This is a genomic window from Lysinibacillus sp. NPDC093190 (assembly GCF_050280425.1).
Classification (GTDB): domain Bacteria; phylum Bacillota; class Bacilli; order Bacillales_A; family Planococcaceae; genus Lysinibacillus.
Map to the genome: position 1 here is coordinate 12,030 of NZ_JBNNVG010000019.1, position 12,798 is coordinate 24,827.

Annotated in this window: 12 protein-coding genes; 1 reads left to right on the forward strand and 11 read right to left on the reverse strand. The window is 36.6% G+C overall.

All coding sequences use genetic code 11. The features are described from left to right. Positions 1–26: 26 nt before the first annotated feature. From ACQKOF_RS15315 to ACQKOF_RS15330, 4 genes are all read right to left on the reverse strand, one after another. Entirely contained in the window at positions 27–572 is a 546-nt protein-coding gene (locus ACQKOF_RS15315) for an N-acetyltransferase family protein (RefSeq protein WP_427558632.1), read from the reverse strand. A 15-nt stretch (positions 573–587) separates the two neighbouring features. Further along, entirely contained in the window at positions 588–1,121 is a 534-nt protein-coding gene (locus tag ACQKOF_RS15320) for a cysteine hydrolase family protein (RefSeq protein ID WP_427558635.1), read from the reverse strand. A gap of 270 nt (positions 1,122–1,391) precedes the next feature. Next, on the reverse strand, positions 1,392–2,339 hold the full coding sequence (locus ACQKOF_RS15325; protein WP_427558637.1) for a stalk domain-containing protein: 948 nt from the start codon (positions 2,337–2,339) through the stop codon (positions 1,392–1,394). Positions 2,340–2,566: 227 nt separating this feature from the next. Next, positions 2,567–4,339, reverse strand: a complete 1,773-nt coding sequence (locus tag ACQKOF_RS15330) for a glycerophosphoryl diester phosphodiesterase membrane domain-containing protein (protein WP_427558640.1) — start codon at positions 4,337–4,339, stop codon at positions 2,567–2,569. A gap of 258 nt (positions 4,340–4,597) precedes the next feature. Between ACQKOF_RS15330 and ACQKOF_RS15335 the strand changes: the two genes are divergently transcribed. Continuing rightward, positions 4,598–4,816 (forward strand): hypothetical protein, encoded by a 219-nt coding sequence (locus tag ACQKOF_RS15335; protein WP_427558643.1) that lies wholly within the window; start codon positions 4,598–4,600, stop codon positions 4,814–4,816. Positions 4,817–5,244: 428 nt separating this feature from the next. Here the strand turns inward: ACQKOF_RS15335 and ACQKOF_RS15340 are convergent, their stop codons facing one another. The 7 genes from ACQKOF_RS15340 to ACQKOF_RS15370 all read right to left on the reverse strand — a co-directional run bounded on the left by ACQKOF_RS15340 (position 5,245) and on the right by ACQKOF_RS15370 (position 12,779). Next, entirely contained in the window at positions 5,245–6,819 is a 1,575-nt protein-coding gene (locus ACQKOF_RS15340; RefSeq protein ID WP_427558645.1) for an amidohydrolase, read from the reverse strand. A 119-nt stretch (positions 6,820–6,938) separates the two neighbouring features. Next, complete coding sequence (locus tag ACQKOF_RS15345; RefSeq protein WP_427558648.1) at positions 6,939–7,514, reverse strand: biotin transporter BioY; 576 nt, start codon at positions 7,512–7,514, stop codon at positions 6,939–6,941. A gap of 146 nt (positions 7,515–7,660) precedes the next feature. Next, complete coding sequence (locus ACQKOF_RS15350) at positions 7,661–8,323, reverse strand: TIGR04104 family putative zinc finger protein (protein ID WP_427558651.1); 663 nt, start codon at positions 8,321–8,323, stop codon at positions 7,661–7,663. Beyond that, complete coding sequence (locus ACQKOF_RS15355) at positions 8,310–8,825, reverse strand: sigma-70 family RNA polymerase sigma factor (protein WP_427558654.1); 516 nt, start codon at positions 8,823–8,825, stop codon at positions 8,310–8,312. Before ACQKOF_RS15355 ends, ACQKOF_RS15350 begins: the two co-directional genes overlap by 14 nt. 487 nt (positions 8,826–9,312) lie before the next feature. Then, positions 9,313–10,761 carry a tetratricopeptide repeat-containing diguanylate cyclase gene (locus ACQKOF_RS15360; protein ID WP_427558657.1) on the reverse strand — a complete coding sequence of 483 codons (1,449 nt, stop codon included), beginning with the start codon at positions 10,759–10,761 and terminating at the stop codon, positions 9,313–9,315. Positions 10,762–11,065: 304 nt separating this feature from the next. Next, complete coding sequence (locus ACQKOF_RS15365) at positions 11,066–12,280, reverse strand: hypothetical protein (protein ID WP_427558659.1); 1,215 nt, start codon at positions 12,278–12,280, stop codon at positions 11,066–11,068. Next, the gene (locus ACQKOF_RS15370; RefSeq protein WP_427558662.1) at positions 12,273–12,779 is read right to left on the reverse strand and encodes a sigma-70 family RNA polymerase sigma factor; all 507 of its coding nucleotides are present in this window, start codon (positions 12,777–12,779) and stop codon (positions 12,273–12,275) included. The genes ACQKOF_RS15365 and ACQKOF_RS15370 overlap by 8 nt, the downstream gene beginning before the upstream one ends. Positions 12,780–12,798: the final 19 nt, after the last annotated feature.

Sequence of the window (12,798 nt, forward strand, 5' to 3'; positions counted from 1 at the left end):
TTTGCTTAGCTGGGTTTATTTTAAAATTATGCCTTAATTCTTCCCATGACAATCGTATTATAATAGTTGCCATCTGAAAGGAGTTTATCATTTTTCAAGACGCCTTCAACTTCAAAGCCAAGCTTTTTATAGAGCAAAATTGCTTTGTCATTTGTCTCTACAACATGCAAAGCCATTTTTTTAATGTCATTAGCGTCAGCCCATTCTACCGATGTTTTTAAAAAGTTTTTGCCTATCCCATAGCGCCAAAACTCCTTTAATACACCTACACCAAATTCTACTTTATGAGCAATTCTTTTAAATGGCGAGCCCGCACATCTAGAAAATCCGACGATGCGATTATCGACCACTGCCACTAAACACAAATTCCTTGGACTTTCTGAGTCTTCCTTAATAATCGTTTCAAATCCTTTCGTATCGATAAAGCCTTCCCCTTGTTCTCTATCGAAGTTTTCCGTTTCTCCATCAAGTTGTAGCCTTAAATCTGATAATACTTGGGCATCTTCGATATTGGCAGATCTAATTGTATAATGAAGTTCATTGCTATAGAATTCTTGGCTGTTTATGAGCATTATTGAAACCCCTCTTTACTTAGTTTGAAAAAAAATACGTGGCTGAATGTTCACAAATCGATTGTGCCAAACGGACTCGTGATGCTTTATAATTTGCTGTGCATTTAATACGTGACTATCTAATGTGGTATGTGCACCTTCAACTAAAATATTATGATGGTATCCATGGCTATAAGCATTTCGAATGGTCGTATCAAGGCAAAATTCTGTTTGAGCACCAGCGAAAATAAGCTGCTCAATTTGTTGTTCCTGTAAGTATTGCGCTAATTCCGTTTGATAGAATGCATCCCACGTTGTTTTTTGAATAACTTTATCCTCTGTTTGTCGTAGAAGCCCGTGATATAGATCCCAGCCTGGCTTGCCAAACGCAAAATCGTCATCTTTATTTGAATCCGTATGCTGGATAAAAATAATTGGAACTTCGCTATGCCGTGCCCAAGTTATTAACATATTAATGTTTTCTAATACTTTTTCATAATCAAATAAGTAGGTTTCACTATCCAAAAAGAATGCTTCCTGCATATCCACTATAATTAATGCCTGCTTCATATAGTTCTCCTTTAAGAATCTGACTTTAATTCTCTTATTGTACAAAAATATGTTTTCCATTTAAAGAGAATTATGAGAAATGAATAGCTAGTTGATCACCATAACGTATGGTGATCAACTACATGCTCTTATGCCAACTTTAATGTGCATTACGCTAATTTCGGCTCATTTTTATGTAAGATAGCGTTTCACTTTCGCTTCTAAAACATCTACTGAGTAAAGATAAAAACCCCTTCATAGCATAATGCCATGAAGGGGGGAAACAACATTTTATTTCATTAATTCTTCAACAAATTCAACTGGTACATATGTTTTTGTTGGTTCTAATAAAGCTGGTGCTACTTCAAAATGACGAAGTGCTTTATTATAGCCATATTCTTTTTGACCACGTGTAATTGTATAAGATAATGCACCTTTAGAAATAATTGCGCCTTTTCCTGTTGATTCTACTTTAAAGCCTAACTCTTCGGCAATTAAACGTAGTGGTACCATTTTAGTACCTTCAACTTCATAAAAGTCATTGTTAATAATTTCTTGTACGGCAGCTTTAGATGGATCCACTTCACCCGGATCAACCTCACCTGGCTCTTGTGCAATCGTATCTAAAACGACAACTTTTGAAGGTGGTGTTTGTGCTGGGATACTCATTGTTGCAATTGTATAGAACACTAGTAAATGTTGTTCTGCTAAATCCTCAGCCTTTACTTTTTTACCAGACAGGCTAAGTAATTCCGTTTCTTTACCAACATTTAACTTTAACGTGTTATCAGTATTCACTAGTTCTTTATTGAAAAAGTCAACTTCAACAGTTCCCATTTCTTTTGTTTCAACAATAATTACTTCTGGGTTATATTGTGGTGGATAAATCATTAGCATTGGCTTGTTTGCATACGTGTAAGCCGTTACTTTATCACCTTTTTGTAGTTTAACTTCTTTACCAGTATTATCGAAAACTAGTGTATCGTCATTTACGACAAAAACATTTGTATTTTCGCCTTCTTTAACAGTGTAATATGTTGAATCCTCACGTTTTTCAACGTTCTCAATTGTTCCAGCTATTTTAATAAAAATAGGTTGAACTTGCGGATTTTGTTCATTATTATCAGTAGCGTTCGTCACAACCGCTTCTCCTTCTTTTGCTGATGCAGTTGGAGCTACTACAGCGCCCCCGATTAATAATGCTGACATGGCAAATGGTACGACTTTCGTCATTTTCATAAAAAGCATCTCCTTCATTTCACGAATTCAATGTAGTAGTCGGTTATAAAAGAAAAAGGTTACAACATTTCCAACATTTTTTTCATTCACCTAAAAAAGCCGTGATTCTTTTACGATGAAGAATCACGGCTGTCACGCTAACTGTTTAGATTGGTTCGCGGGTATTTTCCTGCTTTGCGCGGGTATTTGTTCACCTTCCGCAGGTAATAGCATTTAATCATATAGAATTAAAACATGAATTGCAGTAGATTTAGTATACGCTGTAAAAAGTATTCACGCTCATTTTGCTTTTTTCGTATATTCAAAGCTATATCTGGGAGATCTGTAATGACTCCATTGACATTTTTCCGAATAAATTCTTGTAATGATTGGTCTTTATTCAATGTCCAGACAAACAAATCAATTTTTTGTTGCTTCACCTCTGCAATTAGTTGATCTGTTACCCATGATTCCTCAAGGGAAATAAAATCAACTGTTTCATCCATAAGCCCGATATTTAAAGCATAGACAATCCCAACACGTAAGTTCGGCGCCAATTTTTTTAACTGTGTCATCATTTGTGGATCTGATGATTGCACATAATACGTATCGAGCACCTTATAAGCCTTTAGTTTTTCTACTAACTTGGGCAATATATCTTCGGTTTCTTTACCATGAACTTTCAATTCAATTAGTAAGGAAACATTTAGAGTTTTTGCTACTTCAATAAAATCATCTAAAGATGAAATTTTGTCGTTAAAGCCATTAGCATGAATCGTTAATGTCTTTAATTCTCCGAGCGTCATATTGGCGATAACACCATTTTTACCAGTTAGTCTTCTTAATGTTTGATCATGAAATACAACGAATTGTCCATCTTCTGTTTGCTGTATATCAATCTCGATTAGATCTGCACCTGCACTTGTTGCGCTGACAAGGCCACTGATCGTATTTTCCACATTTCCCGTCGTGTAGCCACGATGAGCAATAATTTTGGTGTCTGGTGCATAGACACTATTCTCTAACGAAATAATATTCATCACACTTAATACGATGAAAACAACCAAAACGATGAAAGACAATGGCTTATAGCGCCTTTTCTTAACTTTCAGTGTAAACCTTGTCTTGCCGAAAGCAGTTGTATAATAGGTAACAGCCACCATTACTTGTGAGAACATTGCTTGCAACATACTAAATAACACGACGAAAACCATTTCTAAAAAAGCAAGTGTAATCCCCGCTGTGACAAGTGCCGCGCTCGGTATCAAACGCTCCAAAATATACAATGGCAAGGTGCTTATAATCGTAATTCCAAGCATCACAAGCATATGAACTGTAACAAGCATGGCTAATAATCCAAGGAGTTCAAACAAGCCCCGCTTTGAAAAACGCCAGCTCTGTATTAATGAACGAAGTATTGATATTTTAGGCTGGATTGTAAAAATCGGCAATGCCAAAATGCTCCGTATCCCTACTATTACTAAAACAATTGCAACAGCAGTATATAGTAAACGTCCAGAACGACTGCTCATTATTTCATCTGTCAAAAAATGTGGAATGGACATTGCTTGAGTAAACGTTAGCGGAAATATAAATGAAGCTAATGGCAATAAAAATGCAATATAAATAATTAAAAAAATGACTTGAATACTAAAAAAAGATATAACTTTACGGTTGAGCTGCTGCCATATGTGTAGAAATCGGTAGCGAATTCCCCTTTGTTGATGAAAGGCCATTAAAAAAAGAAAGCCCATTTCATAATAAATAAATAGCAAAACAAGCATGATCAAAAGAATAATCATTAAAATGACAAAGGGATGCGCCATAAAACTTTGAATATTTTGCTGAGTAATGTGTGTGTAGCCCGTTACTCGCAGCATTAGCTTAAATACGATAGTCGTCATAGGAGCAATTAATAAAAACTGACATAACTTAGTCAGTGCGAAAACCTGTATATAATCCAAACGATACATATAAATATTGTAGACAGCTTGTCGCATTACTTGTCCCGCTTTGTGCATTTACTCACCCCAGTCATACCTATCGTATCCCCTATCTTAAGCATCTTTACGATTTTTATAAGCTCTTCCCTATAGGATATGTAAATCCATTTATTTCAAATTACCTTTAGCACTTGAAATACAATTTGTCCCATATAATATGCGAGGAAAAATGATAAGATTTCTGTATTTATGGTGTCTATAAATATTTTCTTGAAACTTTTTTGTATGTAACTCGGTAAATAATAAAATCGATACAAATAAAGGGGGCTAATAATTATGAGACAAACAATGTTTAATATTGGTGATATTATTAGTACAACCGTACTTTTTGTCATTTTCCTAGCGATATTTTTCGTGATGATTAATACGATAAAAAAAATGAAATCGACTGCTCCTTTGCCTCCCCAAGAAACACTTCAGCAAAAAGTTGATGATTTAACAACACGAGTGAAAATGCTAGAGCATCAAGTGAAAGATTTATCAGAAAGACGGTAGCTTCTTAAAAAATTATTGTTGCATGAAAAAACGCTGTAAAGGTTATTCTTTACAGCGTTTTTTCAAGTTCTTATAAAAATATTATGTCAATGAAGACAATAAATAATTTGTAACAATAAACAAAGGTTGATTTTCACTCCGAGTTGGCGCTTTCCGTGAAAAATCAACGGTTCCTAATCAGGGTGAGTCGACAAGCTGAAACCCAAACTAGCTTTTATTAAACTATCCTCACACAGAGACAGAAAACACAACAGTTTCGACGTTCCTCACAAAATATTTAATAGCGAGATTGAATAAAATTACCATAGCTTTATGCTAACAAAGTAGCTTTTTTCGTAGTATTGAAAAAGGGACATAAAACACCTGTCCTGCCACTATGCTTTCGCACATCTGGCCCAAGCGGCTAACAAGCTAAAACGCTGTAAAGTTTATTCTTTATAGCGTTTTTCATAGACGATACGGCCATCAACAACTGTATAGGCGACTTTTACTTGTGGAATGTTTTCAATATCTATCGTAAAAAGATCCTCTTCTAGAATAGTAAAATCTGCTGTATAGCCTTTTTCAATCTTACCTCGAACATGGTCTTGCGCTATTATTTGTGCAGCTCCTACAGTATAGAGTCGTACTGCCTCAAAGCGCGAAACTTTCTCCTCTGGACCGTAGCCGTTATGAAATTCCCCAAAATTCCGTCTTGTTATTGCAGCATATATACCATGTAAGGGATTTGGTACTTCAATCGGGGCATCACTACCACCTGCAACAACTAATCCACGATCTAGCAGCGATTTTAACGGGTGCAAGCCTTTTGCTCGTTCCTCCCCTAGCCTAGCTAGTTCTGCCTCGTACTCTCCCTGCACAAATTGAGGCTGCATATCCACTGCGATAGGCAACGCAGTGAGTTTTTCTATAATACCTTCATCGACCAAGCTACAATGAATAACACGATCTAATTGACCTTCGCGAGGCGGATGGGCGGCAAATACTTTTAAAATTGTTTCAATGGCTAAATCACCAATGGCATGCACTGCCACTATTTGTCCATGTTGACGTGCAAGTTGAACATATTCCCCTAATTGTTCTGTTGAATGTACAAGCATACCGCAATTGTCTGGTTCATCACAGTACGGTTCACGAAGAGCAGCAGTACGTCCTCCAAAGGCACCATCGACAAAAATCTTCATGGCACCAAACTCTAAGTACGGAGAAGATGTTTCCTCCATCTTGGTAACTTCTTCAAATACCGAGTGGTGTTGTAATAAATGAACTTTAAACGATTGCTTTGCCTCCACGATTTTTCGAAAAGCATGTATTGGTTGAAGCGGTGGCCCGTAATAGCTTAAATCCTCAGAATGACCACCCACTAAGCCAAATGATTGCAGGGATATTACCGCCTTTTCAAGAGCATCCTCAATATACTCAGGCGTAATATGAGGCATATGGTTCACAATCATATACAATGCTGCATCTTTTAAGACTCCTGTTAGCTGTCCATCCACCTTATCAATGACGCCACCTTCTGGAGCTGGTGTGTCCTTTGTTATTCCCGCAAATGCCAGCGCCTTGGAATTAGCCAAAATTAAATGATGGCAGCTGCGCTTAATAATTAAATGCGCTTCCCCTAGAGCATCAAGCTCCACTAATGTTGGGAAAATAGGCACTTCAAATTGTGTCTCATTAAGCCCTATCGCGATGATCCATTCATCAGCGGGAACTTCTAGCATCCGTTCACGAATAATTGCCAGTAGCTCGTCCTTACTTCTGACGTTCGATACATCAATATGCTTTAATTTCTCCCCGTAGCCAATAATATGTAAATGACTATCGACAAAGCCTGGATACATCACATTCCCTTGTAAATGTTGAAAAGAAGTAGCATGTGGCGACAAGCTATCTACCGAGCCTGTCGCCACAATTTTTCCTTCTTTTACAAGGACTGCTTCAACTGTTTCGCCAACTTGCGCCATCGTGTAAATTTTTCCACCTGTCCATAACGTTGCCAAAACAATTCCTCCTATGCAATCGCTTCTAATCAATTATGCCTCGGCATAATTGCGTCCGGAATCGGCTTTGTGCTAGCACAAAGAACTCCTTTCCGATTCCGTGACATCCGCCGGAGGCTTTAACTTCTTTCAGCGGGTGTTTGGACCCCGCTGAAAGAAATTAAATGTGCTCGCTCTAGCCGACGGCGAACAATTACGCCAAACCATGCTGCCAGAACAGCTTTCACAATACCTACAACGATAAATGGTGCCGCACCACCCATGAATGCAGCTGTCCAAGTTAAATCTCCGACAATTTTTAACCAAGTCGTTCCAAATGCCAATGTCACAACCATTCCAATGATGTTCGCAACAATTGCGTGGAACATTGTAAGCCCAAATTTATCTAAGTATAAGCCCATTATAATTGCCGTCACAAGGAATCCAACAATATAGCCACCTGTAGGACCAACTAAAATACCCAATCCTCCCGACATACCGCTAAATACTGGAAGACTTGCTGCACCTAGTAAAATATAAAGCAGTACGGATAACGTACCAACTCTTGTCCCTAAAATCGTTACGACTAAGCCTACTGCTAATGTTTGTCCTGTAATTGGAATAAGTGGTAGCGGGATCGTTACTTGTGCAAGAACAGCAATAATCGCTGCACCAAATGCCGCTAACACATAATTATATGTACTACTCTTTTTCAAAACTAAATTGCCTCCCTTTACGTTAACTCATATTGTAAATAAGTTAACACAAAGATAAAGCAAATAAAAACTGTTGTCAATCTATTTCGAAAAATTGCTATAAAAAAAGAAATTGCTATAGTGAACTAGCAATTTCTCTTCATAAATTACCAAAGCGGATCGTTGGTAGGATCATCTTTTTGCAAATTAAAGACATATGGTGCTAATTGACGATAATAAATAAGAACTCCAATTATAAAGAAAATAATCCCAATCGTAATATTATTAAAAACAAAATGCATAAAAGACATAAAAGGAACCGGAAATGCTAAAATGCCACCCATTTGCATAGATTTTTTTGTGCGATATTGTTTTTTCCCACAATAAGGACATTCAAGTTGTCCATTTTTTCGGTACATTTTTCGAGCTTGCTTCTCTGACCAAGTTTCCCCACACTCAATGCACACAGGTAGACCATATCCTTTCTTAATTAACACGCGTTTAATAATAATGGAAACCCCTACCATAAAACTAAAAAGCAATATACCTCTAATTAAATCGTATTGTAAAATTGTCCATATACTCCATGTATCCGCTTCTTGCTGTATGCTAGCTGCCTGATGACTTCCTGAATTTTTATTGTGTGATAATAAATAACTAAAACCAATGGCAAAAAGCGTAAACGTTGCTAGTACCACACGATATTGCCACGGACTACTTCTTCTTTGTTTAGTTTTACTACGAGCTTTTTGGGCAATTGCCTGTTTTTTTTCATCTGTAAGCTTTACATCCCGAAGTTCATTTAGCACATCTTCTTTAAATTGATTCATGGCGTAACACCTCCCAATCATAGTCACCGATCGCTGTTGCAAGTTGCTTTCTAGCACGCTGTAATCTTGTACGTATTGTTGCTTCTGGACAACATACGAGCTGTGCAATTTCCACTGTCGTCATATCCTCAAAATAATAGAGAATCAGTACTTCCCTATATGCCACAGATAATGTAAACAAAGCTTCTACTAGCTCTCGTTTTGTGGACTTCGCAAGAAATTCTTTTTCAGGCGTGACTGTTGTCGTACGCCCTGTTATTTTTTCAAAGAGTGTCAGTCGTTTACTTTTCCAGCTACGCAAATAATCATGGCTTCGATTGACCGTCATTTTCACTAAATATGTACGTAATGATGATTCTTGACGAAATTGCTCCTGCTTTTGATAAAAGGCGATAAACACATCCTGCACAATGTCTTCAGCTGTTGCTTCATTTTTTACATATATATAAGCAACCTTTAGTAAATAGTCACCGTGCTCTGCAATAATTTTTTCGATATCCATTTGTTGTCCCACCTTCTTTCTAAACTACTGACGGATGCCACTTCGTTTCCGATTCATTTTATTAAAAAAATTTTTAAAAGAAAAGAATCTGCAAAACTCCAACGACTTTTCGTTGAAATGAAGCAGATCCTTTATGATTTAATCAATTATGCCTCGGCATAATTGCGTCCGGAATCGGCTTTGTGCATGCACAAAGAACTCCTTTCCGATTCCGTGACATCCGCAGAGGCTTTAGGCCAACAGATGTTTTTTGTGCGAAAGCGTAGTGCTAACGCAGCGGCAGCAAGGTGTTTTGTCTGTGCGGAAGCGAAGCGACAGCAACAACATGATGTTGGTCACTCAGTCGTTGCCACAGGACGTGGCGTTCTTAGACTGAGTTCCTCTATATTTCAGCGGATGTTTGGACACCCGCTGAAAGAAGTTAAAAATATTTCGCTGAATAGAACGCTTACATTTTAATATCCGCCAGTATCAACATCTGACTTGGTTATTTACTATTTCCCGCATCACTATATTGATTAAAGACCGTGATTTGGTTACGACCGTTGCGCTTGGACGTATACAGTGCTGTGTCCGCATTATGGATCAGCTCTTCGACCGCGGTAATCTGGCCTTGATTGTTTGTACTTACGCCAATACTAAATTCCAAATGAACGGTCTCATCATTGATTGTTAAAGACAGAGAGTTTAATGTTTGATAGAGATTTCCCGCCATCATTTGCACAGATTCATCTTCCTTTAATTGGCTAAGAACAATAAACTCATCTCCGCCAAAACGAGCAACTATCGACTCAAATGGTTGAAAATAGTCTTTTAATTTAGTAGCAGTAATCGTTAAAGCATCATCACCAAATAAATGACCATTTGTATCATTGATTTCTTTAAAATGATCTAAATCAATCATCATTAATGCTAATTGCTGATTTTCTGCTGAAGCTTTCTCTACCATTTTCTCAGCATTCTCATCAAAATAGCGTCGATTATATATATTCGTTAATGGATCAATGTAAGAAGTTTTTTCAAAATGTTTCTTCTGGTCATTGTACTCCATCTCAAATAACAAATGAGTATAATTTTCCCTTTGTTTTTCCAACAGAATGTTAATATATTCCTTTTGTATCGAGCACAATACAAGTTTATTACCTTGCTCTTCTATCAGGCTCACCAAAGAATTGTAGATAGTTTGAAGCATAGATAAATCATTATTTTGTAAAGCATAGTGCTTCGACTTTTGATACAAATCAATGGCCTCGCCAATGCGTCCCTGCTTTTCACAAAGCAAAGCATAGGCATTTATAACCTCCAATTGTACCTTGGAATAAGGTGGTTTCTGAATCATTGTTAACAGTTCTTGCAAAAATTCATCTGCCTCATCAAATTCTTCCAACCAAATTTGTGCAACAGCTAAGTTTATTTTTGAATAAATTATCCCTGTATAAGGATTGTCATGCTTTGTCTCAAAAAAATTAGCATAGTATAAGCTCTTTAATGCAAAATCCTTCGCTTTTTGATAGTTCCCTATAGAGTTTTCTAAGTCGCTTAAATTATTATAAATTTTCCCTATACTATCTATATGTTGAATACGCTCTGCAATCTCTAATCCCTGGATCATAAACTCTTTAGATTTTTTTATATGGCCAAATGTCCCCCAATAAATGGCTGCTAAAATATAATGATGGATTATATCGATATCATCGCCATATTGAAAGGTTAATTCGCGATATTGCTCAAGTACACTAATGGAATCTTGCAAATCACCTGTTTGAAAATAGCTTGCACAGCTATAGCGTAATAATAGGATTGCTTTTTTATACATACCAAGCGCAATAGCACTTTCAATTGCGACACTACTTAATTCTATATATTCTATAAAGCGATTCGCATTATACAATTCATTTAGCGTAATCCATAATTCTTCAAACTCCTGTGTGTTCATACCGCCCCTCCTTATATTAACCCCTACTTCTTTAATACTATCTTTATGTGCATAATATTACAATTCCTCAGACTCATTTATTTTCAAATTTATGAGTAAATTTAACCTAAAAATAATAATAAGTGATTCATTTATCCTAAAAAAATGTATATACCTGCAAAAATAACTCTTTTTATATGGAAAATATTTATAACAGTACAAAAACTATAAGTCCCAGGCAAATAAAAAACAAGTCTCTTCTTTAAAGAGACTTGCTGACTGTCGTAAATGAAATGAATATAAATTACTTTATGCATACAAGCTATTAAGATTCTTCAATACCTAATATCGACTTTAACTCTTCTGATCTTTTTTGACTAAGATGTACAATACCGTAACCCTCTTTATACACATAAAGTGATTGACCGTAACTAACCCAGACATCTACACGAACTCCCCCTAGCATAAATGAATAATCTGGCGGGCTTTCCATATCTTCAGCAGGCTGCCACTCTGTTTGTCGAAAGAATTGCATGACTTCCTGTTCATTTTGGATGTTGAGCTTAGTAGTGCTTGTGACTGTTGGTTCACTAATTTCCACATTGTTTAATACGCCGTAGTGTGTGACAATTCCATTTTCATCAATTGAATGGTTACTATTTGATTCTAAACTGACATAATCTCCTTGATGTACGGAAAAATCATCCATTACCGGATACCAAGTAGCTTTTGGGTACTTTTTCATGATTTGCTCTTGAGAAAGGTTTTCTAAGTCCTTCGGAACAACTCCTTCAACAAATAGAAAAGCATTGGATTCTACCTCTACTTTAATGACTGTTCCCATATACATAGTTCCATGTGAATTACTATAATAATTCTTGATGCCATTTTGCTCCTGAAACGTTTTTGCCTGCTCTGCAAAATGTTTATCAAAATAACGAAGAGCATCTTGAGCAGCTATTTGTTGTACTATATCTTTCGGAAAAGTTGGATATTTTTCTAGATAAAAGGTATTAAGCTTTTTTCTAGCTGTATACATTGGTAACAATGGCTCCAAATACTTCTTAAAATATTTTTCGACTCCCTCTTCTTTAAAAAGCTCAGCATATTCAGGTATTTGTTGTATCCTAACAAGCTCGTCATAGCGCTCATTTCTCACAGCCTTTAGCTCTGCCTCAGAATATTGAAGACCAAGTAACTTCGCATAATAATAAATGGCAACTACCTTCTTGTAGCGTTCAAATGCCTCTTTTGAGTAAAATTCCTCGTCTTGTTTGCCCCAATTGATACGTGTGATTTTTTCAAAATGAGTAAGCTGTGTATCGTTAAACAAGTTTGCTGATTGTTTCGTTTCCTTATTTAGTAGCTGTACCATGACAAACCCAACTAAGCAAAACGTCAAAATTGCCGTTAAAAGCGCGAAACGAATGGGTTTTTTAGCTTTGACATTCTGCTTCTGTAAGACACGTTTTTTGACACGCTCCTTACTCTCATCCATATCCCCTGCTACTTTCACCATTTCCTTTTGCCATTCATTCATGTCCAAGCACCTCCCATTCCTCCTGCTTTAAATGAGACTTTAAGGCTTCTCTTGCCCTTCTTAGCCTTGTTTTCACAGTGTTTTCTACAATACCTAGAACTTGTGCTATTTCGGCAATCTTCATTCCTTCATAATAGTAAAGGATGATTGGCTCTCTATATGTTAATGGAAGCTTTAATATAGCTGCCCCAATATACGATCTTTCCTCCGCTTCAATCAATGTAGCGCGCTGTATGTTAGCCTTCACCGGAAATATTTTTTCTTGTAAAATTAATTTCTTATAATGCCAGCTTTTTAAATAATCTTTGCTTTTATTAATCGTTAACCTCGATAAATAAGCACGTAGCTGTCCACGTTCCTCATAATCATGCTGTGAAAATTTTATAAAAACCTCCTGCACGATATCTTCTGCTGCATGTCTATTTTTCACGTAAAAATAGGCGAGACGTAATAAATGCTCTGCATGTTCATCCATAATTTTTTCAAGTATGCCATCCACCTCCCCCTCTTACACTATA

Bases quoted from the DNA above. Each gene is read 5' to 3' on its own strand.
- ACQKOF_RS15315 (WP_427558632.1), bottom strand. From the start codon at position 572: ATGCTCATAAACAGCCAAGAATTCTATAGCAATGAACTTCATTATACA.
- ACQKOF_RS15320 (WP_427558635.1), bottom strand. From the start codon at position 1,121: ATGAAGCAGGCATTAATTATAGTGGATATGCAGGAAGCATTCTTTTTG.
- ACQKOF_RS15325 (WP_427558637.1), bottom strand. From the start codon at position 2,339: ATGAAAATGACGAAAGTCGTACCATTTGCCATGTCAGCATTATTAATC.
- ACQKOF_RS15330 (WP_427558640.1), bottom strand. From the start codon at position 4,339: ATGCACAAAGCGGGACAAGTAATGCGACAAGCTGTCTACAATATTTAT.
- ACQKOF_RS15335 (WP_427558643.1), top strand. From the start codon at position 4,598: ATGAGACAAACAATGTTTAATATTGGTGATATTATTAGTACAACCGTA.
- ACQKOF_RS15350 (WP_427558651.1), bottom strand. From the start codon at position 8,323: ATGAATCAATTTAAAGAAGATGTGCTAAATGAACTTCGGGATGTAAAG.
- ACQKOF_RS15355 (WP_427558654.1), bottom strand. From the start codon at position 8,825: ATGGATATCGAAAAAATTATTGCAGAGCACGGTGACTATTTACTAAAG.
- ACQKOF_RS15360 (WP_427558657.1), bottom strand. From the start codon at position 10,761: ATGAACACACAGGAGTTTGAAGAATTATGGATTACGCTAAATGAATTG.
- ACQKOF_RS15365 (WP_427558659.1), bottom strand. From the start codon at position 12,280: ATGAATGAATGGCAAAAGGAAATGGTGAAAGTAGCAGGGGATATGGAT.